The organism is Kutzneria viridogrisea DSM 43870, assembly GCF_000525635.1.
Taxonomy (GTDB): Bacteria; Actinomycetota; Actinomycetes; order Mycobacteriales; family Pseudonocardiaceae; genus Kutzneria; species Kutzneria viridogrisea.
Window position 1 is genome coordinate 7,469,894 of sequence record NZ_CP007155.1, and the last position, 23,745, is coordinate 7,493,638.

A 23,745-nucleotide genomic window follows, 5' to 3' on the forward strand; every position below is an offset into this window, starting at 1 on the left:
GCAACCCGGGAGCGGGACTGGGCTGCGGCAGAGCGGGACTCGGCGTCGGGAGAGCGGGACTCGCGGGGTGGGGTCAGTCCCAGGTGACGGGCAGCTGGTGCACGCCGTAGTGCAGCATGTCCTCGCGGGTGGGGATCTCCTCGGCGGGCACGGCCAGCCGTAGCGTGGGGAAGCGGTCGAACAGGGCGCGGTAGCCCACGCGCAGGGTGAGCCGGGCCAGGTGCTGGCCCAGGCACTGGTGCACGCCGTGCCCGAAGGCCACGTGGCCCTGGGTGGAACGGCCCAGGTCGAGGCTGTCCGGCTCGGGGAACTTCTCCGGGTCGCGGTTGGCCGAGGGCAGGGACACCACGATGGTCTGCCCGGCCTCGATCAGCTTGCCGCCCAGCTCCACGTCCTCCAGCGCGGCGCGGCTGGCGCCCAGGTGGGAGACGGTCAGGTAGCGCAGCAGCTCCTCGATGGCGTTGTCGGTCAGCTCCGGCTCGGCGCGCAGGCGGGCCAGCTGCTCCGGGTGCTCCAGCAACGCCCAGGTGCCCAGCGCGAGCATGTTGCCGCTGGTGTCGAAGCCGCCGCCGAGCAGCGCCCAGGTGATGTTGATCAGTTCCTTCTCGTCCAGCTCGCCCGTGCGGGCCAGCGAACCGAGCATGTCGTCACCGGGGTTGGCGACCGCCTCTGAGACGACCGTCTGAAGCACCGAGCTGAGCGTGATGACAGCCTCGGTGATCTCCTCCACGGTGTAGCTCATCTTGGACACCACGGCCAGGTGCTTGGCCAGCGGCTCGCGGTGTTCGGGCTTGATGCCGACCAGCTCGCACATCAGCTCCACCGGCAGCGGCTCGGCGTAGGCGGTGACCAGGTCGGCCACCGGCCCCGCGGCGGCCATCTCGTCCAGCAGGCGCGCGGCGATGCGCTCCACGACCGGCTCCAGCTCGCGGATCCTGCGCACGGTGAAGTGGCCCGCGAGCATCCTGCGGTACCGGCTGTGGTCGGGCGGGTCCATGGTGATGAACGCGCCGGGTTCGGCCGCACCGGGCTTGTACTCGCCCTCACCCATGGGCAGCGGCGGCGGGATGGGCAGCGAGATCAGCTCCTTGCGGTGGCTGAACCGCTGGTCCACCAGCACGGTCTTGGCGTCCTCCAGCCGGGTCACCAGCCAGCCGTCGCGGCCGTCCAGGCTCACCGGCATGGCCAGCGGGCTGACCGGGCACTCCTGCCGCAACTGCTTGTACTGCTCGGGAGGGTCGAACGGGCAGCCGCGCTTGATCGGCAGCTGCACGGGCTCAGACATCGCTACCTCCGGTCAGGGCGAGTCGGCTCTCGATCACGTCGGCGGCCTTGACCGCACCTCCCGCCTCGCGGGTGTACCGCTGCATCTCGGCGACCCGCTTGCGGGTGTCCACGTCCTGCGCGAGCTCCAGCACGGCGCTGCGCAGTGCCTCAGCGGTGACGGTCGCGTGTGACAGTTCGCGCGCCAGCCCCAGCTCGACCAGTCGGCGCGTGTTCAGCTTCTGCTCGGGGTGGTGCGGCACGACGACCAGCGGCACGCCGAAGTACAGGGACTCCAGCACCGTGCCCATGCCCGCCTGGCACACCAGCACCGAGGCGTGCGGCAGCACCTCCGCGTGGGTGATCCACTGGTGGACCTCGATGTTGGGCGGGATCTCGCCCAGGTCGGCCGGGTCGATCCGCCCGCCCAGGGTCATCACCACGTGCCACGGCGCCCCGGCGAACGCGCGGATGCACTCGCGGAAGAAGTCCGGCCGGTGGTTGACGGTGGTACCCAGGGTGACCAGCACGACGGGCTTGCCGTCGGCGGGCGGCTGCCACTGGCCAGCGGAGCCGCCGTCCTGGCACGGTCCGACGAAGGCGTGGTCCTCGCCGAAGGTGTCCCCGCCGAACTGGAACTCCCTGGGCACGAACACCAGGTTGAACTCGCGCGAACCGTGGTAGAGGGCGAGCATGTCCTCCTCGCCGACCGCGTACTCCTCGGCGTGCACGCCCATCAGGCGCACGAACTCCACCAGCCCGGGGTGGTTGGGGTCCAGCGGGCCGACGTCGTCGGGTTCCTTGCCGATCAGCCGCATGCCCTCACCGCTGAGCGAGAAGTTCTCGTTGGAGGCGAAGGTCGGAATGAGCTGGACCGAGGAGCACTTGCGGCGCCAGGAGATGAAGCGGCCCGGGGCCCACAGGGTGGTGTCGTAGCCGATCAGGTCCGGCGGGTTGGCCGCGAACTCCGCCTCGACGCCCGGTGCCACGGCCATGGACTGGTTGAGCAGTTTCACCGGCAGCCAGGCGGTCTCGTCGGCGGTGTGCCAGTCGGAGGGCGGCCCGGAGTCCAGGTGCGCCGAGTACCGCACGGGCCGGGCGCCGACCGCGGCGATCTTCTCGGCGAAGGTGTCGGTGGTGAAGCAGGTGACCTCGTGCCCGCGTCGCACGAGTTCGCCCAGCACCGGCAGGACGGGGTTGGTGTGCCCGAACGCCGGGTAGGGCATGAAGGCGATGTGCTTGCCGTTCACAGCTTCGCCTCGATCGCGTCGGCGGCGGCCTTGGTGCCACCGGAGTCGCGCAGGTGCTGCTGCATCTTGCGCACGGCGGCCTGGGCCTGCTCGTCGGCGGCCAATCCGTTGACGGCCTCGCGCAGCGCCTCGGGCGTGGCCTCGGTGGGCAGCACCTTGCGGCCCAAACCCAGTTCCACCAAGCGGTCCGCGACCAGGTGCTGCTCACCCAGGCGCGGCACGACCACCGGGGCGACACCGTGGTACAGCGACTCCAGCGTGCTGCCCATGCCCGCGTGGGCCAGGAAACCGCTGGCGTGTTCGAGCACCGACAGCTGCGGCACCCAGGAGTGCACCTCGAAGTTGTCCGGCAGCGGGGCCAGTTCCTCGGGCTTGACCTGCGTGCCGATCGCCATGACCACGTGCCAGGGCTGGTCGGTGAAGGCCTGCACGCAGTTGCGGTAGAACTGCGTGCGGTTCTCGTAACCGTGGCTGCCCATGGTGATCAGCAGCACCGGCTTGCCGTCACCGGGCGGGGTCCACCGCCCGTCGCGGACCCCGTCGCCCAGCGAGGAACCGACGAAGTGGAACGTCTCGTCAAAGGTCTCCGCGCCGAGCTGGAACTGCCTGGGCACGAACACGATGGTCGAGTCCGGACCGGTGACGTTGAACTCCTCCATGGACAGCTCGGGAAAGCCCTGTGCCGCCATGGTTTCCGCGTAGGTCGTGGCCAGGCGCGCGAACGCGGGGTGCGCCGGGTCGATGACGATCGTGCTGGTCTCGGCCAGCTTCGCGTAGGGGCTGTACCCGGCGTTGGCCGCGAAGGTGGTGCAGGTCATGACGCCCGGCCTGCCCCACTTCTTGGCCAGCAGCCGACCCGTGTGGTGCGCGTACTGGTCGTACACCACCAGGTCCGGCCGCTGCGCCCCGAAGTGCTCCTCCGCGGCCGCCAGCGGGGCGAAGCCCTCCAGCAGCTGGAACAGGATGGCCACCGCCGCGTCGTCGCCGGTGGGTTCCTCGGGAATCGGCGTGTCCTCCCAGGACTCCGGCGCCTCGGACTGGTACAGCAGCACCGTCGCCCCGGTCGCGGCCACCGCGTCGGCGTAGGGCTTGGTGACCGCGTAGGTCACCTGGTGCCCCCTGCGCACCAGCTCGGCCACTACCGGAAGGGACGGGTTGAAGTGTCCGTGCGCCGGGTAGTTGAAGAACAGGATGTGGCCGCCGTCGGCCATGCCGACTCCCCTCGTGAAGTGGTTCAGGCGCTGGCGATGCTCATCAGGTACTTGCCGTAGCCCGACTTCGCCAGCTTCTCGCCGAGCAGATAGCAGTCCTGCTTGCTGATGAAGCCCATGCGCATCGCGATCTCCTCCAGGCACGCGATGCCCACGCCCTGCCGGTGCTGCAACACCTGCACGTACTGCGCGGCGTCGATCAGCGAGTCGTGCGTTCCGGTGTCCAGCCAGGCGAAGCCGCGGCCCAGGTCGACGACCTTGGCCCTGCCCTGCGCCTGGTAGGCGCGGATCACGTCGGTGATCTCCAGCTCCCCGCGGGCGGAGGGCTTGAGCCCCTTGGCGATCTGCACGACCTCGTTGTCGAAGAAGTACAGACCGGTGATCGCCCGGTTGCTGCGCGGCTGGGTGGGCTTCTCCTCGATGGAGATCAGCTTGCCCTGCTCGTCCACCTCGCCGACCCCGTAGCGCTCGGGGTCCGACACCGGGTAACCGAACAGGGTGCAGCCGTCGAGCTGCTGGGCGGTGCGCTCCAGGATCTCGGAGAACCCGGGACCGTGGAACACGTTGTCGCCCAGGATCAGCGCGGCGGAGTCGTCGCCGATGTGCTCGGCGCCGATGATGAACGCCTCGGGCAGTCCGTTGGGCGAGGGCTGCACCGCGTAGTCGATCCGGATGCCCAGTTCCGAGCCGTCACCGAGCAGTCGCTGGAACAGCGGCAGGTCGGTGGGGGTGGAGATGAGCAGGATCTCGCGGATGTTCGCGAGCATCAGCACCGACAGCGGGTAGTAGACCATCGGTTTGTCGTAGACGGGGATCAACTGCTTCGACACCCCGAGTGTGGCCGGGTGCAGCCTGGTTCCGCTGCCCCCGGCGAGCACGATTCCCTTCACTGCGGGTACCTACTTCTCGGTCGACAACACGTGTGCACGTCGAACCCGACCAACCTGGGTCCGGCGCCTGCATCATGTCCGCCGGTGGCGCAAGGCGGGACGGGCTAGCAGCCGGGTACTGGTCAAATCCCCACAGGTGCCTCGACCTCGTCCTCGGCGGCGGCGGGCGTGACCCCGGCGATGCGCAGGGCCAGCACCAGCTCGCGGTACAGCTCGTCGGCCTCGAACAGCTCGTTGTGCGTGCCGCGGGCGCGCACGCGGCCCTTCTCCAGCAGGAAGATCTGGTCGGCGTCGATCACCGTGGACAGCCGGTGCGCGATGGTCACGACGGCGCCATTGCTGGAGATGCGCGTGATCGCCTCCTGGATCGCCGACTCGGTGAGCCCGTCCAGCTGCGCGGTGGCCTCGTCCAGCAGCAGGATCTCCGGCTCGCTCACCAGCGCGCGGGCCAGGGCGATGCGCTGGCGCTCGCCGCCGGAGATCGCCGCGCCGAACATCGGCGTGTCCAGGCCCTGCTCCAGCTGGCGGACCCGCTCCTCAAGGCGCACCGTGCGCAGGGCCGTCCAGAGGGCTTCCTCGTCGGCGTCGGCGTGGGTGTAGAGCAGGTTCTCGCGCAGGGTCCCGGGCAGCAGCGGGGCGTCCTGCTCCACGTAGACGATGCGCTTGCGCACGTCCTCCAGGGACCACTGGTCGAACGGGATGCCGTCCAGGGTCAGCTCGCCGTGCTCGGGCTGCAGGAAGCGCAGCATGAGGGAGAACATGGTGGTCTTGCCCGCGCCGGAGGGCCCGACGATGGCCACGTGCCCGGTGCGCGGGATCTCGATGTTGATCCCACTGACGGTCGGGTCCCCGCCGGGGGCGTAGCGGGCGGTGACGTCCCGGAAGGACAGCACGGTGCCGGAGGGGTCCCCGCCCTCGGGCTTGCCGGTGACGGCGTCGGCGGGCTCGATCTGCATGGCGTCGACCTCGCGGATGCGCGCGGCGGCGGCGATGCCCGACTGGAGCTGGCCGATCGTGGTGGTCAGGGTGGACACCGGCTCGGCGACCTGGAAGGCGTAGAGCAGGAAGGCGACCAGGCTGGACACCGCCAGCGCGCCCGCGCCGACCCGCCAGGCGCCGATCGCCAGGATGACCAGGATGGCCAGCCGCATGCCCATGCCAGCGGTGGTGAAGGCGATCGCCTCGATGCCGACGGCCCTGACCGCCTGGCGCTTGGATTCCTTGGCCTCAGCCAGGATCCGGTCGCTCTCCCGGCTCTCGGCGCGGCTGGCCTTGACCGTGCGGATGGCGCGCAGCGCACCCTCCAGCGCGCCGCCCAGCCTGCCGACGGCGGCCTGCGCGCGCTCCTGGGCGGCGGCCATCTTCGGCATCAGGATGGCCACCGCGATGCCCACGCCGCCCAGCGCCGCGAAGGTGCAGGCCAGCAGCACCCAGTCCAGCAGGCCCATCGCGACCAGGGAGCCGAGCAGGGCGATGGAGCCGTTGAACAGCTCCACCACGCTGGAGGCGGCGGCCTGCCGCAGCAGCACGGTGTCGGAGGTGACGCGGGTGACCAGTTCACCGCTGGAGCGGGAGGTCAGCTCGCCGACGCGGACCCGGAACAGCCTGCGCACCATGGAGGTGCGGGCGTCCAGCACGATCTGCTCGGCCAGCCGCCCCAGCAGTACCCACTCCCCCAGCGCGAAGAAGGCGCCGGCGATGAGCAGCGTGACCAGGGTGATCACCGGGCCGTCGATCGAGGCGTTGACCCCGAAGCCGTCCAGCACCGACTTGGTGACCAGCGGGGTGGCCAGCGAGGTCAGCGTGGTGCCCAGACCTAACAGGAAGCCGAGGAACAGGCGCAGGCGGTGCGGGCGGATGAAGGTCCACATCGTGCGCAGGTTCTGCCAGCGCTCGGGGGGAGGGGTCTGCTCGGACATCTCGGCTGTTCCCTTCATGGAACCTGGTGTCGAACGCGAACGTAGCAGAATGGGACATCGGTGTCCCGTTTTTGGTGATCCAGGTCCCGTTTCGGTGCACTCATGGACTACTGTGGCCCCATGCCGAGCAAGACGGAGCCGGAGTCGAGCACCCGCAGCCGCACCCGCCGCGCGATCCTGGACGCCGCGCTGGAGCTGCTCAGCCAGCGCCCCGGCACCTCGCTGGGCGAGATCGCCGAGGCCGCGGGCGTGGGCCGCAGCACCCTGCACCGGTACTTCTCGGAACGGTCCGAGCTGATCGCCGCCATCGCGGGCGATGCCGTGGACAAGCTCACCAGCGGGGTGGCCGAGGCCGCGCTGAACCAGGGCACGCCGGTGGAGGCACTGCGCCGCGTGGTGCACGTCTACTTCGAGTTCGGCCCCGTGCTGCTGTTCCTGGTCAGTGAACCCCAGGTCAGCACCGAGATCGTCACCGGCATCGAGACCGCCGACGTGCCCGTGCTGGAGCTGATCCAGCGCGGTCAGCGCGAAGGGTACTTCGACAGCTCGGTGAGCGCCCAGTGGATCAGCCGGGTGCTGGGCTGGATGGTGCACGCGGGCAGCGAGTCGGTGCGCGAAGGTGAGCTGACCCGCTTCGAGGCCGTGGAAACCGTGATCCGCACCCTGGAGCGCGGGGTCGTGTCCGCGGGCTGACCGGGACTCGCGCATGGCTGGGCGGGACTCGCCGTCGGCTGACCGGGACTCGCGCACGGCTGAGCGGGACTCACGCGCCTGTGGACGGGACTCGCCGGGTGGGGGCGCGCGACGTGCCCACCACCACCGGCGTGTCCCGCTCTGGGTAGCGCGAGTCCCGCCGTGGGTAGCGCGAGTCCCGCTCTGGAACCCGCGAGTCCCGGCCTCCAGCACGCGAGTCCCGTCCTGGGGAAATCCCCACTCCTGAGCTGGTTCGCTTCGCCCGCGCGGCCCGTGCCGCCAAGCTGCTGGGGTGCGGCACATCGCGTACTTCAGCTTCGCCGGGTACGGCCACATCGCGCCCTCGCTGCCGGTGGTCACCGAACTGATCCGTCGCGGGCACCGGGTCACCTACAGCGTGGCCGAGCGCTACGCCGACCTGGTCGCGGCCACGGGCGCGCGGGTGCTGACCTACCCCTCCACGTTCCCGGAGCGGATCGGCCACATCGAGACGGCCGACGACGGGGCCCGGTTCATCGCCCAGCTGCTGGCCGAGGACTTCACCCCGCTGCGCAAGGCGATCACCGAACTGGCCGCCGACCCGCCGGATGTGGTCGTGCACGACACGATCGTGCCGCTGGCCGCCCGCGTGGTCGCCAAGCACTTCGACCGGCCGGTCATCCGCGCGTACCCGGTGTTCGCCGAGATCGACGGGGAACTGCCCGGTGGGCCGAAGACCGACCCGCAGCACCCGGCGGCCACCACCCCGTCCGAGCAGGAACCGCCGGAGGTCGTGGCGTTCCGGCAGTGGATGGACGCCGAGATCGACGTGCTCGTGGAGCAGCACGGGGTGGCGCCCGAGGCGTTCGAGCACGCCTTCGTCGACGGCCTGGAAGACCTGAACCTGCTCTACATGCCGCGCTCGTTCCAGTACGGCGGCGAGCTGTTCGACGACAGCCACGTCTTCGTCGGCCCACCGATTCCCGAGCCGGTGCCCGCGAAGGTGTGGCGGCGCCCCGACGACGGCCTGCCCGTCGCGGTGATCACCGCCAGCACCTCGACCGAGTACCCGCTGGAGTTCTTCCGCGCCGCCGCCGAGGCGTTCGCGGAGCTGCCGTACCACGCGGTGCTGACCCTGGGGCGCGGCATCGACCCAGCCGAACTGGGCCCGCTCGCGCCCAACGTCGAGGCGTTCCAGTGGCTGCCGCACGCCGAGGTGCTGCCCGACACCGAGCTGTACGTGTGCCAGGCGGGCATCACGGGCATCATGGCGGCGCTCAGCCACGGCGCGGCGGTCATCTCGGTGCCCTCGGTGACCGACGAGCAGATCGCCGAGTCGGTGCGGGTCGAGCAGCTGGGGCTGGGACGGATGATCCGCCCTGAGGAGCTGACCGCGCAGTCGCTGCGGTCCACCGTGCTGGAGATCGCGCGGGACAACGGGGTGCGGTCCGCCGTGCAGGACATGCAGCGGCAGATCAAGGAGGCCGGTGGCGCGATCGCCGCCGCCGACCAGATCCTGTCGAAAGTCCGGTGACGCACGGCGAGTCCCGCCCACACGCAGCTGAGTCCCGCTCTGCCAATGGCCAAGGCCGACGGCAGCGCGGGATTCGCTTGCCCCAAACCGGGACTCATGCTCCCCTGGGCGGGACTCGCGTACCCCAGACCGGGACTCGCACGCCCCAGACCGGGACTCGCGTCCCCCAGAGCGGGACTCGCACACGGCTCCGGAACGTCCGACACGCCGTACACGAAGCGCCGACACGCGGGGCCCAAGACCTCGACCCCGCGTGTCGGCGCCTCCGGTACGCCGTGTCGGCGCGTCAGCCGCGCGCGATCGACTCGATGTAGTCGGCGGCCCGGGCGGCTCCGCCCGCGGCCCGGATGTCCTGCTGCATGGTGCGGACCCGCTCACCGATGCCCTGGTCGGCGCCGACCGCCAGCACGGCGTCCCGCACGACCTCGCCGGTGACCTCCTCCATCAGCAGCCGCTTGCCCAGTCCGAGCTCGACGACCCGCTGCGAGTTCACGCGCTGCTCGCCGTGCTGGGGCACGACCACCAGCGGGGTCCCGCAGTGCAGGGACTCCAGCACGCTGCCCATGCCCGCGGCGGTGACGAACACGCTGGCGTGCTGCAACACCTGCGTGTGCGGCACCCAGTTGTGCGCCTCCACGTTGGCGGGCAACGGCTCCAGCTCCTCGGGCCGCACGCCGCCGCCGAGGGTCATCACCACGTGCCACGGCAGGTCGGCGAAGGCCCTCGCGCAGTCGCGGAAGAACTCGGGGTGCCGGTTGAAGGAGGACGTGCCCAGCGAGATCAGCACGATCGGCCGACCGTCACCGGGCGGCGACCAGTTGCCGGGTTCCGGCGCGCGGTCGTCCACGCACGGGCCGACGAACACGTGGCTGTCGTCGAAGGTCTCGCCGGCGAACTGGAACTGCTTGGGCAGGAACACCAGACGGGGTTCCTCACCGGCGAAGAACTCCTCCACCGTCACGTTGGCGGCACCGGCGTCGGCGAGGAACTTCTCCAGCGCCACGAAGAACTCGACGCCGATCCCCTCCTCGCCGCCCGACTCCTCCTCGGCCGGTTCGTCCTCGGTGGACGCCTCGGTGACGTCGGTGATCAGCGAGAAGTGCTCGTTGGAGGCGAAGCACGGGTAGAGCTGCAGCGCGGGCTTGTCCAGCGACTTGACCAGGGTCCGGCCCGCGACCCACATCGTGGCGTCGAAGGCGATGACGTCCGGTGCGCTGCCGATGGAGGCCGCCGCCGAGGACACGATCTCGGCGTGCGAGGGGATGTCCCGCAGGGCGTCCCAGGCGTCGGCGCTGGTGAACTTCTCGCCGGGCTTCATGGCCGGGCTGAAGTCGTAGCGCACGACCTCGGCCCCGGTGGCCGCCGCCTTGGCCGCGAACTCGTCACTGGTCAGGAACGTGACCCGGTGACCGCGCCGGACCAGCTCGGTGGCCGTGCCCAGCACCGGGGTGACGTGCCCGAACGCGGGCACGGTCATGATCGCTACGTGCAGGCGGTCAGCCACTGACCTGCTCCCCTCCCACCGGCGGGGTCGGGCCGTCGATGCGCTTGTCGGCCGCCGGACCCACGTACCGGTCCAGCAGCGCGTCCAGGTAGTCCGGGCCGAAGCCGAAGTCGTTGGCGTCGGGCACCAGTTCGCGCAGCTTCTCGGTGGACACCACCGTCGCGTCCAGTGGCCGGTCCACGATCTTCCAGCTCGCCTGCACGCCCAGCCGCTGTTCGATGCCCGACACGATGCGCTCGATCGGCTCCGGCACGCCGGAAGCCACGTTGACCACGGTCCTGCGCACCCCGGTCTCCAGCAGGTGCTCGATGATCCGGATCGAGTGGCGCACGTCGACCAGGTCCCGGTGGGAGTTGCGGAACACCGTGACGTCACCGGACTTCACCATCGACACCAGGAAGGGCAGCAGCTGGTGCGGCGGCTGCCAGTCACCGACCAGGTGGCTCAGCCGCAGGGTCAGCCAGTCCACCCCGGAGGCCGCGATGGCCGCCTCGATGGCCAGCTTGTGCCTGCCGTAGATGGACTGCGGGAAGACCGGGCCGTCCTCGGTGCCCGGCGAGTCCTCCGCCCCGTACATGCCTGCCGAGGCGGTGGAGAAGAACAGCGCGGTGTGCCCGTCCTTCCGGCAGTCGCGCAGGACGTCGTAGACGGCGTGGGCCTCCCGGTCGAACTCGGTGACCGTGCCGTGCACCGTGCTGGACACACCGACAGCGATGGCGGTCACGTCGGGGAACCTGTCGCCGAACGCCAACGAGAGGTGGCGGGCGAGGAACCCCTTGCCAATGATCTTCATGCGCTCTCCGCTCCTGGGCACGGCGGCTTCGTCATCGCGTGATGCCACGTGCAATGGTGTCGCGACGTAACGTGCATCTGGAGTGCTAACACCGAGTGTGTAGAGATGTCCCTACATGCTCAGCGGGCGGGCCAGGGGATCTGCGGGGACCGGTAGTAGTCGATCCCGGCCACGTCCATGTGCGGGCCCTGCGCGGCCAGGCGCGTCTTGAACGAGTCCCAGTCGTGCGTGGACTTCGGGGACCAGCCGATCTCACCGATGGCGGCCAGCCTGGGGAACGCGAGCTGGTCGATGTCCTTGCGCTCGAACACCAGCTCGGTGAACATCGCGGCGGACACGCCCGAGATCGCGTTGGCGGGCAGGCCCGCCAGCTGGGTCTCCGGGTCCCAGTTGTAGGAGTCCTGGACCTCGACGAAACCGGCCCAGTAGTTGCCCACCGGGTAGGCCGGGTTGTTCTCGTCGTACTTCATGTCCAGGTAGGCGTGGTCGGCCGGGGACATGACCACCTTGGCGCCCGCCTTCGCCGCCTTGATCACCGCGTCGTCGTTGAGCTCGTTGAACCAGAACTGCCCGGTCATGCCCTCGGGCTTGGCCACGCTCAGCGTCTCCTGCCAGCCCATGACCTTCTTGCCGTACTTGGCGACCATCGCGGAGACCTTGTTGACGTACTCGGCGTACTGGGTCTTGTCGACCTTGTCCACCTCGTCACCGGCGATGTTGATGTACGGGCCGGGGGTGATCTTGGCCAGCTGGCGGATCACGTCGTCCATCATCTTGTACGCGGTGCCGTTGGTCAGGCACAGCACCGAGTTCGGGCTCTCGGTGATGTCCAGCCACAGCGGCGGGGTCTTGCCATCGCAGTTGAGCCCGGCGTAGGAGGAGCGCGCCGCGTTGGAGTGCGAGGGGCCCTCGATCTCGGGCACCACGGTGATGAACCGCTGCTGGGCGTACTCCACGATCTTGCTGTAGTCGGCCTGGGTGTAGAAGCCGGTGCGCTCACCGCCGACCCCGCTGCTGCCGCCGATCTCGGTCAGCTTGGGCCAGCCGTCGATCTGGATGCGCCAGCCCTGGCTGTCGGTCAGGTGCAGGTGCAGGTAGTTGATCTTGTACTGGGCGATCTCGTCGATGTAGCTCTCGACCTCGGGCACGGTGAAGAAGTGCCGCGCCACGTCGAGCATCGCGCTGCGGTAGCCGTAGCGGGGGTGGTCCAGGATCGTGCCGCCGGGCACGCCGAAGGGCCCCTGCTGCTTGGTCTTGGCCAGCGCCTTGGCGGGCAGCAGCTGCTTGAGGGTCTGCACACCGCGGAACAGGCCCGCGGCGGCGTTGGCCTTGATCACCACGCCCTGCTTGCTCGAGCGCAGCTGGTAGGCCTCATCCCCCAGCTTGCCGTCGACCCCGCCGAGCAGCAGCGAGATCCCGGTCGGCTGGTAGAACTGCGTGGCGGGCACCACGGGCAGCGGGTAACCGGTGGCGGTGCGCAGCTGGCCCGCCAGGGTCTCGGCGATCTGCCTGGCCTGCGGCGAGCGGATGTCGAAGGAGACCGCGGCCATCGGGCTGAGCTGGTAGGGGTTTGCGGCATCGGGCTGCACGCTGGCCGGGACCGGGACCACCTGGCCCAGCGCGCCCGCGTCACGCGGGCTCGCCTGCGCCAGTGATGCGGGCACCACCAGGGTCGTGAGCAGCAGCAGCGCCAGCCACACCACTCGCAGCCTGCGGGAGAACGTTCTCATCACACGACTTCCTCACCAGCTCGTCGACTCGGCTGCCTGGTTTCCTAACCCATTTGAGCTATGGGCGTCCCCCGGCCCGTCGGCAGGTCTGGTGATTTCCCCAGTCGAGTAGTGGCAGAACTACTCCAGGTGACCCTGTGCCCTCGGCGCAAAGTCTGGTGATTGCCCGAGAGTGAGGTCTCACCCGTGATCGTGTGCCGCCCTCACACCTAGCATCGCGCTTCCGGGGGGATTGCCGTTTCCACAACGACTTCCGGATCGGGTGCCTACGACTCGAAGGACGGCCATGAAGCGCGGAGTTGACGACCTCGCCCTGTTCGGCGGCCACGCGGAGTTCGACCAGACCCTGCTGGTCGGCCGCCCCAGCACCGGCGACCGCACAAAACTCTACGAACGCCTCGACCGCGCACTGGACAACGGCCGCCTCACCGGCGGCGGCATGCTCGTCCGCGAGTTCGAGGACCGCATCGCCCACATGGCCGGAACCCGCCACTGCATCGCGGTCTGCAACGCCACCGCCGCCCTGGAAGTCATCATCCGCGCCCAGAACCTGCACGGCGAGATCATCATCCCCTCGATGACCTTCATCGCCACCGCCCACGCCGTGCGCTACATGGGCGCCACCCCCGTCTTCGCCGACATCGACCCGGTCACCGGCACCATCGACCCCGACCACGTCGAAACCCTCATCACCCCCCACACCACCGCCATCATCGGCGTCCACCTCTGGGGCCAACCCTGCGACGTCGACCGCCTCGCCGACATCGCCCACCGCCACAACCTCACCCTCATCTACGACGCCGCCCACGGCATCGGCTGCAGCCACGGCCCCACCCCCATCGGCGGCTTCGGCCACGCCGAGGTCTTCAGCTTCAACGCCACCAAAGTCGTCAACTCCTTCGAGGGCGGCGCCATCGTCACCAACGACGACGACTTCGCCCTGCGCGTACGCCAGGCCCACAACTTCGGCTTCATCGCCCCCGGCCTGATCGGCGGCCTGGGCACCAACGCCAAGATGAGCGAGGCCTCCGGCGCCATGGGCCTGACCTCCCTGGACGTCTTCGACGAGGTCGTCGCCCACAACAAGGCCGGCTACGACCTCTACCGCGACCTGCTCGCCGGACTCCCCGGCCTGACCGTGCACGCCTACGACCCACGCCACCGCAACAACTTCCAGTACGTCGTGGTCAAGGTCGACCAGGACCACGCCGGCCTGCACCGCGACGTCCTGCTCGACGTGCTGCGCGCGGAGAACGTCTACGCCCTGATGTACTTCTCACCCGCCTGCCACCAACTCGAGCCCTACCGCAGCGAACACCCCGTCACCCTCCCGCACACCGAACGCCTGGCCGAACAGGTCATCGCCCTGCCCACCGGACCGGCCACCACCTCCTCCGACATCCACCGGGTCTGCGAGATCGTCCGCTTCGCCATCGAACACAGCGCCGAGATCGCGGCCCAGTGGCAGGACAACCAACCCGAGACCGCCGAGCAGCTGGTCTCCAGCCACGGAGAGGCATGAACCACAACGACCGCAAGCACTTCGCCTTCTTCTGCCTTCCGCTGTACGGGCATGTGAAGCCGACGCTGGGCCTGGTCGAGGAACTGGTCTCCCGCGGGCACCGGGTCAGCTACTTCGTGGCGGACCGGCTGGCCGCGACCGTGGCCGAGACCGGCGCGCGGGTGCTCAGCCACGAGTCGGTGTTCCACCAGTACTCGCTGCCGCTGGGGCTGCTCGACGCGATCGTGGCCTTCGCCGAGGAGGGCTACGCCCCGCTGCCCGCGGCGATGGAACTGTTCGAGCAGGACCCGCCGGACGTGGTCGCCTACGACGTGCTCACCTCCGAGACGGCACTGGCCGTGGCGCGCAGGTACGAGGTGCCCTCGGTGCGGCTCTACGCCGGGTTCGGCGGCAACGAGCACGTGGGGCTGGGCCAACTCGGGCCGCCCACGGCGGAGCCGGACGTGACGCTGGACCCCGCCGACCCGCGGCTGGTCTCGCTGGGTGAGCAGGTGGACGGGCTGATCGCCGCGGCGGGCGCCGAGCAGTTCGTGCGCGAGCAGCCCACGGCCGAAGAGGCCAAGGGCGACCTGAACATCGTCTTCGTGCCGCGTGAGTTCCAGCTCGCCGCGGAGACCTTCGACGATTCCTACGTGTTCGCGGGCCCGTGCTTCCGCGCCGCCGAGTTCACCGGCGGCTGGCGGCCGCCCGGTGACGGCCGTCCGATCGTGCTGGTCACCATGGGCACGACCAGCAACCAGGTGCCGGAGTTCTTCCGCTCCTGCGTCACGGCCTTCGGCGAGCTGCCCTGGCACGTGGTGATGACGATCGGCCGGGACGGGGACCGGGCCGCGCTGGGCCCGCTGCCGCCCAACGTCGAGGTGCACGAGTGGCTGGACCAGCACGCCGTGCTGGAGCACGCCAGCCTGTTCGTGTGCCAGGGCGGGGCGGGCAGCACCATGCAGGGCCTGTACTGGGGCGTGCCGATGGTGATCGTGGCCAGCGGGGACGACACCGTGATCACGGCGCACCAGGTGGCGGAACTCGGGCTGGGCCGCAGCCTGTCGGTGGACACCGTGACCGCCGACTCGCTGTGCGCCGCGGCCAAGGCCGTCATGGCCGATGAGACGGCCCGCGCCAACGCGCGGGCGATGAGCGCGCACGTCCGGGAGTCCGGGGGCGCGGCGCACACCGCTGATCGGCTGGAAGCCCTGATCAGCGGGGGTGCGGACCAAACACCGGGGAAACGCCTAGCAGTGCCGCAGTAGGGGTTGCGCCTCACCCGCGCGACGGGATTGCCTTGGCCGGACCGGCGTCGAGACACGTCAGCTACGCAGGAGGTAGAGCGCACCGATGACGACCCTGGTGTGGGACTACAAGCAGGAATACGAGAACGAGCGGGACGACATCCTCGACGCGGTGGACACCGTCTTCCGCTCCGGCCAGCTCGTGATGGGCAAGAGCGTGGCCGGGTTCGAGCAGGAGTACGCCGCCTACCACGGGATGAAGCACTGCGTCAGCTGTGACAACGGCACGAACGCCATCGTGCTGGGCCTGCGCGCCGTCGGCGTGAAGCCCGGCGACGAGGTGATCACCGTGTCCAACACGGCGGCGCCCACGGTCATCGCGATCGACCAGATCGGCGCCACGCCGGTCTTCGTCGACATCAACGAGTCCGACTACCTGATGAACGTGGATCAGGTGGAGGCGGCCATCACGCCGAAGACCAAGTGCCTGCTGCCGGTGCACCTGTACGGGCAGTGCGTGGACCTGGCCCCGCTCAAGGCGCTGGCGGAGAAGTACAACCTGGAGCTGTTCGAGGACTGCGCGCAGTCCCACGGCGCCAGGCAGAACGGCGTGCTCGCGGGCACCACCGGCAAGGCGGCGGCGTTCTCGTTCTACCCCACGAAGGTGCTCGGCGCCTACGGTGACGGTGGCGCGATGGTCACCAACGACGACGAGGTCGCCGACAACATGCGCAAGCTGCGCTACTACGGCATGGCCAAGCAGTACTACGTCGTGCAGACCCCGGGCCACAACAGCCGTCTGGACGAGGTGCACGCGGAGATCCTGCGCCGCAAGCTGACCCGCTTCGACGGCTACCTGGCCGCCCGTCGCAAGGTCGCTCAGCGCTACCAGGAGGGCCTGGGCGACACCGAACTGGGCCTGCCCGCGATCACCGAGGGCAACGACCACGTGTACTACCTCTACGTGGCCCGCCACCCCAAGCGCGACGAGATCATCGAGCGCCTGAAGAGCTACGACATCCTGCTCAACGTCAGCTACAAGTGGCCGGTGCACACCATGACCGGCTTCGAGCACCTGGGCTACAAGACCGGTGCCCTGCCGGTCACCGAGAAGCTGGCCGACCAGATCTTCTCGCTGCCCATGTACGCCTCGCTGACCGAGGACACTCAGGACAAGGTGATCAACGCGCTGCGCGAGGTGCTGCGCACGCTGTAACAGCTCCAGCTCGCGGCCGGGACTCGGCGGGTGGTCGCCCGGTCCCGGCCGCTCCGTTGTGTGAGAAGGGATCTGCCGTGCGTGTCCTGTTCGCGACCCTGTCGGAGAAGTCGCACGTGTACGCGCTGACGCCGCTGGCCTGGGCGTTCACCACCGCGGGGCACGAGGTCCGCGTGGCGAGCACCCCGGACATGGCACCGGTCATCGCGGGCACCGGTCTGAGCGCCGTGGCCGTGGGCGAGAACCACAACATGCACGAGATCCTGTTGGAGTTGCAGGGAGCCGGGCTGCTGGAGAGCGAGGAGGCCGACTGGTCGCGCCCCTTCGCCCAGGACCTCACCTGGGAGCAGGTGCACGCCAAGGTGGAGCGCAGCATCCTGGCCCTGGGCAACTACAACGACCCGATGGTCGACGACCTGGTCCGCTTCGCGCGGGCCTGGAAGCCCGACCTGGTGGTGTGGGACGTGCTGACCTACTCCGGCGGCATCGCCGCGCAGGCCTGCGGCGCGGCCAACGCGCGGTTCACCTGGTCGCTGGACCTGTACAGCCCGATGCGCAAGGCCTTCCTGGAACTGCGTGGCGCGCGCGAGGTCGACCCGATGGCCGACTGGTTCGGCGGCCACCTGGAGCGGTTCGACTGCGAGTACGACGAGGACCTGTTGCACGGCAGGTGGACCGTGGACATGGTGCCCTCCAGCTTGCAACTGCCGGTCACCGGTCAGCGGGTCCCGGTGCGCTACACCCCGTACAACGGTCCGTCCGTGGTGCCGGATTGGGTTCTCGAAGCTCCGGAGCGCCCGCGGGTCTGCCTCACCCCCGGCGTGTCCTTCACCGGGGACGGCTCGTACCTGCCGATCCGCACCGTCATGGAGTCCTTGGCGGACCTGGACATCGAGGTCGTCGCCACGATGAGCCCCGAGGACATGGACCCGGCAACCGTGCCCGCCAACACCCGGCTCACCGGCTTCGTGCCGCTGCACGCGTTGCTGCCCACCTGCTCCGCGGTGATCAACCACGGCGGGTTCGGCACCCGGTCCACCGCCATGTACTACGGCGTGCCCCAGTACCTGCTGCCGATCCGGCACGGTGACGTGCTCGTCTACTCCGAGGCACTGGACCGGGTCAGCGCCGGACTGTACAGCCACGCCTCGGAGGTCACCGCCGAGAAGATCCGTGACGGCGTGGTGCGCCTGCTCGGCGAACCCGGCTTCGCACAGAGCGCGAACAGGCTGCGGCAGGAGATCCTCACCACGCCCAGCCCCAACGAGGTCGTGCCGCTGCTGGAACGGCTCACCATCCAGCACCGCACCTCCGTCCCCGTCTAACGGCGAGTCCCGCTCTGGGAGGCGCGAGTCCCGCCCTGCGCCGACACGCCCAGCTCCCCGCGTGTCGGCGCTTCGCGTACGGTGTGTCGGCGCCTCCCGCACCGCGTGTTCGCGCCTCCCGCACCGCGTGTCGGCGCTTCGCGTACCGCGTGTCGGCACTTCGCGTACCGTGTGTTGGCACTTCCCGCACCGCGTGTTCGCACCTGATACCGGTGACCCGAACACGACGATGCCGCCACCTCACCCAACGGGTGGAGCAGCGGCATCAACCAACCCCGCAGACCGGGACTCACGCGCCCCAGAGCGGGACTCAGGCGTAGGCGGTCTGGGGGCTCCAGAGGCTGTGCATGCAGGCGATGAGGCTGCGCGCCTGGATGTTCACGTAGTGGCTGTGCCGCAGCAGTTCCGCCAGCTGGCCCAGCGAGAGCCAGCGGTAGTCGGGGTGCTCCTCCGGCGAGATCTCGCGCTCGGTCTCCACCACCAGGTACCGGTTGCGGGCGTGGTAGAACCGGCCGCCCTCCTCGGACAGCACGGTCTCGTACCGGATCGCGGCCGGGTCGGCGCCCAGCACCTCGTCCAGGAACGGCGGCCGGGCCGCGCTGGGCAGCAGGTCGTAGTTCTCCGGCGTGCACTGCACGGTCGGCGCGAGCTCGATGACGTCGAGGTAGCCGGGCTCGACCCTGGTGTGCATCAGCGCGTGCAGCACACCGTTGATCCGCTTGACCAGCACGGCGACCACGCCGATGCCCAGCGGTTCGATCATCGGCTGCATCCACTGGGCGACCTCGCGACCGCCCGCCTTGACGTTGACCCCGATGACGTTGAAGAAGGCGCCCGACTCGTGCCAGATCAGCTCGTCGCTGCGGCACCAGTTGCGCACCTGGTTGAGCGGGATGCGCCGGGCGTCCACGTCGTAGCGGGTGCGCGCGTCGGTGATCCAGGTCAGCACCTCGCCGGTGCTGTGCGCGCTGCCGAACTCCTCACCGCAGGAGCGCACGAGGCTGGCGCGGAAGCCGTCCCCGGACACCTCGGGCAGCTGGGCGCCCGCGAAGGGCAGGCAGGACAGCACGGTGCGCGCGTCCATGTTGATCAGGTCCTCGACCGCGAGCAGCTCGTGCACCTGGCCGATGGTCAGCCAGCAGAAGCCCTCCAGCAGCTCGACGTCCTCGAACACCTCGATGATGATGTTGCGGTTGCGCTTCTGATGGAACCAGGAGCCCTGCTCGGACTGCCGCACGTCGGCGATCACCCGGTGCGGGCGCGAGCGGTCCCGGAAGTACTCCAGATAGGGCACGGACTTGCCCTGGTGCACCTTGGTGTAGTTGCTCTTGGTGGCCTGCACGGTCGGCGAGAGTTGGACCCCGTTGAAGTTGCCCGGCTCCACCTTGGCCTGCATCAGGCAGTGCAGCACCCCGTGGAACTCCTTGACCAGGATGCCCAGGATGCCGACCTCGGGCTGGTTGATGATCGGCTGCGTCCAGGAGGACACCGCGGCCTCGGGCAGCCGCACGTCCAGGCCCTCGACGGTGAAGAACTTCCCGCTGTCGTGCCCGATGTTGCCGGTCTCCGGCTCGATGTGCCAGCGCTCGAGATCGGCGAGCGGCACCTTTTCCACATGCGTGTAGTTCTCTTCACCACACGCAACAAGCCAGCGGTTGAAATCGGACAGACTCTCGACCTGCCCCGCTGAGGACAATGCAGAGCCAGCGATCCGGAGATGAATATCGGAGTCGCTCGCCGACGCGGAGTGAGAAGATGCCGCGGCAACGTCGGTCATGGGAACTCCTCGTCGCACGGGGGTTCGTCGCCCACAACATAATTGACCGCCCGTGCGCGAGAAGAAGTCCGCGACCCTCTCTGGTGATACCCCTAGTTCAGGGTAGACGGAAGTGCCGCTGGCAGTAGTCGTAGTCGGGCAGCATGCCCAGGGCCGCGGCCTCCGACAGCTTCGGGGCCACGGTGTCGCGCTCGGACATGACCGGGTCGATCCCGGCCGGGATGGGCAGTCCGATCTCCGGGTCCAACGCGTTCACCGACAGTTCCTGCTCCGGCACGTAGGAAGCCGAACACAGGTACGACATCACGGTGTTGTCCTCGAGCGCGACGAACGCGTGCCCCAGGCCGGGGGCCAGGAACATGGAGCGGAAGGACACGTCGTCCATCTCCACGCTGTCCCACTGGCCGAAGGTCGGCGAGCCCAGCCGGGTGTCCACCACGAAGTCCAGCGCCCGGCCGCGCGAGCAGTAGACGTGCTTGGCACAACCCGGTGGGATCGTGGTGAAGTGGATTCCGCGCACCACGTCCTTGCGGGACAGGCTGTGGATCGTTCGCCGCAGCTCGAACGAGACACCGACGACCTCGCTGAAAGCGGGCTCCTGAAACGGCGAGACGAACACGCCACGACTGTCCGGGAAAACTTTGGGGGTCAATTCGAGAGCCCCCTCGATCGCGAGTTTGCGAGCCTCCATGACCGGCAGCATACAACCCCGACTGTGCTGGTTTCCCCAGTCCCGCCGTGCTAGCGGGACCACCTCTCGGCGACGAGCACGACAATCTGGCACCTGTAGGGGTGTATTCGGTAATCGAGGTGGACGAGGTTGGCGAGCATGACCGGTCACATCGCGTTCTTCAGCTTCCCGGCCTACGCGCACCTGGCGCCCACACTGCCGGTGGTGCGCGGACTGGTCGAGCGGGGCCACCGGGTCACCTGCGTGGTGGCCGACCGGTTCGCCGACCGGGTTGCCGAGACCGGGGCCGAGGTGCTGGGCTACGAGTCCACCTTCCCGTGGCAGACCGGACTGTCCGACGACGGCTCCCGCGAGGCGATGGTGCAGACGGTGATCAGCTTCGTGCGCGAGGGCCTCGCCCCGCTGGAGGTCGCGCTGCGCCGGTTCACCGGGGACGTGCCGGACCTGTTCGTACACGACCTGGCGGCTTCCGAGACCGCGCGCATCCTGGCCAAGCACTGGGGCAAGCCGATCGCGCAGAGCTGCCCCACCATGGCCTCCAGCGCCGCCTTCTCCATGAACGAGGCGCAGGCCGCCAACGGCGAGTCCGCCATGGACGTGGCCGATCCCGAGGTGCTGGAGTTCTTCGCCGCGCAGACCAAGCTGATCGAGGACTTGGGCCTGGGCGAGGTGGATATCGAGGGCTTCGGCGGGGACCACGCCCCGAACCTGGTGTTCCTGCCCAAGCAGTTCCAGGTCAACGGTGCGGACTTCCCGGAGACGCACGCCTTCGTCGGGCCCTGCGTGGTGCCCGCCAGCGACGAGGAGTGGAACCCGCCCGCCGACGGCCGCAAGGTCGCGCTGATCTCACTGGGCACCTCGTACAGCCCGGGTCGCATCGAGTTCTTCCGCCGCTGCGCCGAGGCCTTCGCCGAGCAGCCCTGGCACGTGGTGATGACGCTGGGGTCCGCCGTGGACCCCGCCGAACTCGGCGCGCTTCCGTCCAATGTGGAGGCTCGCCAGTGGGTGGCCCACCCCGCGGTGCTCAAGCACACCAACGTCTTCGTCACGCACTGCGGCATGGGCAGCGTCATGGAGGCGCTCAGCCTTGGCGTGCCGATGGTCTGCGTGCCGCACCACGTGGACCAGCAGGTGATCGGCGGCCAGGTGGCGAACCTGGGACTGGGCCGCATGATCGACCGCGGCACGGCGGGTGCCGGTGAGCTGGTGGCCGCCGTCACCGCGGTCGCCGCCGACCCCGGGTACCGGCAGCGCGCGCAGGAGATGCGCGGGCACATCGAACAGGCCGGCGGCACCGACCGCGCGGTCTCGCTGGTCGAGTCGTGGCTGGCGGTCTGAGAGCACTGCACCGAAAGGACACGAGAAGATGCGCATACTGGTGACGGGCGGCGCCGGCTTCATCGGCTCGCACTACGTCCGTCAGCTGGTCGGCGGCGCCTACCCGGCCTACGCCGAGGCCGAGGTCGTCGTGCTGGACAAGCTGACCTACGCGGGCAACCTGGCCAACCTCGCACCCGTGGACACCAGTTCGCGGCTGCGCTTCGTGCAGGGTGACATCTGCGACCCCGCGGTGGTCTCCGAGGTGATGGCGGGCACCGACCTCGTGGTGCACTTCGCCGCGGAGTCCCATGTGGACCGTTCCATCGCGGGCTCGGCCGACTTCGTGCTGACCAACGTGCTGGGCACCCAGATGTTGTTGCAGGGCGCGCTGGACGCGGGCGTGGGCAAGTTCGTGCACGTGTCCACCGACGAGGTGTACGGCACGATCGAGACCGGCTCCTGGCCGGAGACCCACCCGCTGGAGCCGAACTCGCCGTACTCGGCCTCGAAGGCCTCCTCCGACCTGCTGGCGCGCTCGTTCCACCGCACGCACGGGCTACCGGTGTGCATCACGCGCTGCTCCAACAACTACGGGCCGTACCAGTTCCCGGAGAAGGTCATCCCACTGTTCGTGACGAACCTGGTGGACGGCAAGCAGGTCCCGCTCTACGGGGACGGCCTGAACGTGCGCGACTGGCTGCACGTGGACGACCACTGCCGCGGGATCCAGCTGGTGGCCGAGGGCGGCCGTCCCGGTGAGATCTACAACATCGGCGGCGGTACCGAGCTGACCAACCGCGAGCTGACCGAGAAGCTGCTGGCCGCCACCGGCCGGGACTGGTCCTCGGTGCGCCCCGTCGAGGACCGCAAGGGCCACGACCGGCGCTACTCGGTGGACATCACCAAGATCTCCACCGAGCTGGGCTACACCCCGCAGGTGCCCTTCGAGCAGGGGCTCGCGGACACCGTGCAGTGGTACGAGAAGAACCGGGCCTGGTGGGAACCGCTCAAGTCGGCCTGAGGCCGACGCCGAACAGGCCGTTGGGGAGCCCAGTCCCCCCAACGGCCTTCCGGTGTGTCGCGGTACTACTTGATGTACTCGGCGGGCACGTGCGGCGGCCAGGCGCCGACGGTGAGGATGCCCATGGAGTAGCTCTTCGAGACCAGTGCCGCGCGGTTGGGCACCTTGAACTTCCGCAGCATCGTGCTGACGTGGTACTCCACGCCCTGACGGCTCAGGTAGAGGCTGGTGGCCAGCCGCACCGTGCCGGTACCGACGGCGACACCCTCCAGGATGCGCGCGTCGAGCTCGGTGAGCAGCTTCTTGCTCTGCGGGACCACGGCCTGGCTGTCGCCCTGGCTGCGCTCGGGCTTGATGAACACGATGATGTTGCTGATCCGGTGCGCGTCCCCGTGCACGGCGATGCCGGTCAGCTCGCCCGCGAAGGCGGGACGGCCGCCGGGCGGCAGCGCCACCACGCGGTCGGTGAACCGGGTGCGGTGGTTCTCCGTGAGCCTGCCGAACTGCCGCAGCAGGTGCTGCTTGACGCTCGGGTGGAAGAACTCGAACAGCGCCTTGCCCTGCAGGCCGGTGCTCGTGATGCCGAACTGCTGCAGGAAGTCGGTGTTGGCCTCCTGGATGCGCAGCCGCGCGTCCAGGATCGCCATGCACATGCCGTAGCGCTCGAAGAAGGACTTGAAGATGTGCTCGTAACCCCCCAGGTACCCGGCGGTGGCCCTGGCGATGCTCTGGCCCTGCTCCGCGGACAGCGCGCCCCCGTGCGCGACGTCCTGCCGGGTTTCCTCCATGACCTGTGACTGACCCATGCCTAGCCCCCAGCTCGTCGTACTGTCACCCCAGAAAGAAACGCATACCACCCGAAACAGCGAGAAATAATGCTT

The 23,745-nt window shown here is 69.3% G+C and carries 19 protein-coding genes; 8 read left to right on the forward strand and 11 right to left on the reverse strand.

The window, feature by feature from the left end; translation table 11 throughout:
• Positions 1-73: 73 nt before the first annotated feature.
• From KALB_RS32285 to KALB_RS32305, 5 genes are all read right to left on the reverse strand, one after another.
• Positions 74-1,285, reverse strand: a complete 1,212-nt coding sequence (locus KALB_RS32285) for a cytochrome P450 (RefSeq protein ID WP_025359808.1) — start codon at positions 1,283-1,285, stop codon at positions 74-76.
• Positions 1,278-2,513, reverse strand: a complete 1,236-nt coding sequence (locus KALB_RS32290) for a macrolide family glycosyltransferase (protein ID WP_201771845.1) — start codon at positions 2,511-2,513, stop codon at positions 1,278-1,280. Before KALB_RS32290 ends, KALB_RS32285 begins: the two co-directional genes overlap by 8 nt.
• Positions 2,510-3,724: a macrolide family glycosyltransferase gene (locus KALB_RS32295; protein ID WP_030111184.1), complete on the reverse strand. Its 1,215-nt coding sequence runs from the start codon at positions 3,722-3,724 to the stop codon at positions 2,510-2,512. The genes KALB_RS32290 and KALB_RS32295 overlap by 4 nt, the downstream gene beginning before the upstream one ends.
• Positions 3,725-3,747: 23 nt before the next feature.
• A complete protein-coding gene (gene rfbA, locus KALB_RS32300) occupies positions 3,748-4,614 on the reverse strand; it encodes a glucose-1-phosphate thymidylyltransferase RfbA (protein ID WP_025359810.1) in 867 nt (288 codons plus the stop codon).
• Positions 4,615-4,736: 122 nt separating this feature from the next.
• On the reverse strand, positions 4,737-6,533 hold the full coding sequence (locus KALB_RS32305) for an ABC transporter ATP-binding protein (RefSeq protein WP_025359811.1): 1,797 nt from the start codon (positions 6,531-6,533) through the stop codon (positions 4,737-4,739).
• A gap of 120 nt (positions 6,534-6,653) precedes the next feature.
• Here KALB_RS32305 and KALB_RS32310 point away from each other — a divergent pair, with 120 nt between their 5' ends.
• Together KALB_RS32310 and KALB_RS32315 are read left to right on the forward strand one after the other, a co-directional pair.
• Complete coding sequence (locus KALB_RS32310; protein WP_025359812.1) at positions 6,654-7,226, forward strand: TetR/AcrR family transcriptional regulator; 573 nt, start codon at positions 6,654-6,656, stop codon at positions 7,224-7,226.
• A gap of 292 nt (positions 7,227-7,518) precedes the next feature.
• Positions 7,519-8,739, forward strand: coding sequence for a macrolide family glycosyltransferase (locus KALB_RS32315; RefSeq protein WP_025359813.1), 1,221 nt, complete (start codon positions 7,519-7,521; stop codon positions 8,737-8,739).
• Positions 8,740-9,025: 286 nt separating this feature from the next.
• On the opposite strand, the gene KALB_RS32320 is transcribed toward KALB_RS32315, so the two are convergent.
• The 3 genes from KALB_RS32320 to KALB_RS32330 all read right to left on the reverse strand — a co-directional run bounded on the left by KALB_RS32320 (position 9,026) and on the right by KALB_RS32330 (position 12,766).
• On the reverse strand, positions 9,026-10,243 hold the full coding sequence (locus KALB_RS32320; protein WP_081789641.1) for a macrolide family glycosyltransferase: 1,218 nt from the start codon (positions 10,241-10,243) through the stop codon (positions 9,026-9,028).
• Entirely contained in the window at positions 10,236-11,036 is an 801-nt protein-coding gene (locus KALB_RS32325; RefSeq protein ID WP_025359815.1) for an NAD-dependent epimerase/dehydratase family protein, read from the reverse strand. Before KALB_RS32325 ends, KALB_RS32320 begins: the two co-directional genes overlap by 8 nt.
• Positions 11,037-11,155: 119 nt before the next feature.
• Complete coding sequence (locus KALB_RS32330) at positions 11,156-12,766, reverse strand: beta-N-acetylhexosaminidase (RefSeq protein WP_025359816.1); 1,611 nt, start codon at positions 12,764-12,766, stop codon at positions 11,156-11,158.
• A gap of 286 nt (positions 12,767-13,052) precedes the next feature.
• On the opposite strand from KALB_RS32330, the gene KALB_RS32335 reads away from it, so the two are divergent.
• The 4 genes from KALB_RS32335 to KALB_RS32350 all read left to right on the forward strand — a co-directional run bounded on the left by KALB_RS32335 (position 13,053) and on the right by KALB_RS32350 (position 18,055).
• Positions 13,053-14,288 carry a DegT/DnrJ/EryC1/StrS family aminotransferase gene (locus KALB_RS32335; protein WP_025359817.1) on the forward strand — a complete coding sequence of 412 codons (1,236 nt, stop codon included), beginning with the start codon at positions 13,053-13,055 and terminating at the stop codon, positions 14,286-14,288.
• Positions 14,285-15,535, forward strand: a complete 1,251-nt coding sequence (locus KALB_RS32340) for a macrolide family glycosyltransferase (RefSeq protein ID WP_025359818.1) — start codon at positions 14,285-14,287, stop codon at positions 15,533-15,535. The genes KALB_RS32335 and KALB_RS32340 overlap by 4 nt, the downstream gene beginning before the upstream one ends.
• Positions 15,536-15,620: 85 nt before the next feature.
• Complete coding sequence (locus KALB_RS32345; protein WP_025359819.1) at positions 15,621-16,730, forward strand: DegT/DnrJ/EryC1/StrS family aminotransferase; 1,110 nt, start codon at positions 15,621-15,623, stop codon at positions 16,728-16,730.
• 77 nt (positions 16,731-16,807) lie between these two features.
• Entirely contained in the window at positions 16,808-18,055 is a 1,248-nt protein-coding gene (locus tag KALB_RS32350; protein ID WP_025359820.1) for an activator-dependent family glycosyltransferase, read from the forward strand.
• A gap of 310 nt (positions 18,056-18,365) precedes the next feature.
• On the opposite strand, the gene KALB_RS32355 is transcribed toward KALB_RS32350, so the two are convergent.
• Both KALB_RS32355 and KALB_RS32360 read right to left on the reverse strand, forming a co-directional pair.
• Positions 18,366-19,832 carry an NDP-hexose 2,3-dehydratase family protein gene (locus KALB_RS32355; RefSeq protein ID WP_025359821.1) on the reverse strand — a complete coding sequence of 489 codons (1,467 nt, stop codon included), beginning with the start codon at positions 19,830-19,832 and terminating at the stop codon, positions 18,366-18,368.
• A 97-nt stretch (positions 19,833-19,929) separates the two neighbouring features.
• On the reverse strand, positions 19,930-20,523 hold the full coding sequence (locus KALB_RS32360; RefSeq protein ID WP_025359822.1) for a dTDP-4-dehydrorhamnose 3,5-epimerase family protein: 594 nt from the start codon (positions 20,521-20,523) through the stop codon (positions 19,930-19,932).
• Between the two features lie 138 nt (positions 20,524-20,661).
• On the opposite strand from KALB_RS32360, the gene KALB_RS32365 reads away from it, so the two are divergent.
• Both KALB_RS32365 and rfbB read left to right on the forward strand, forming a co-directional pair.
• Complete coding sequence (locus KALB_RS32365; protein ID WP_025359823.1) at positions 20,662-21,861, forward strand: macrolide family glycosyltransferase; 1,200 nt, start codon at positions 20,662-20,664, stop codon at positions 21,859-21,861.
• A 28-nt stretch (positions 21,862-21,889) separates the two neighbouring features.
• On the forward strand, positions 21,890-22,864 hold the full coding sequence (rfbB, locus tag KALB_RS32370) for a dTDP-glucose 4,6-dehydratase (protein ID WP_025359824.1): 975 nt from the start codon (positions 21,890-21,892) through the stop codon (positions 22,862-22,864).
• Positions 22,865-22,929: 65 nt separating this feature from the next.
• On the opposite strand, the gene KALB_RS32375 is transcribed toward rfbB, so the two are convergent.
• The gene (locus KALB_RS32375) at positions 22,930-23,670 is read right to left on the reverse strand and encodes a PAS domain-containing protein (RefSeq protein WP_236650070.1); all 741 of its coding nucleotides are present in this window, start codon (positions 23,668-23,670) and stop codon (positions 22,930-22,932) included.
• Positions 23,671-23,745: the final 75 nt, after the last annotated feature.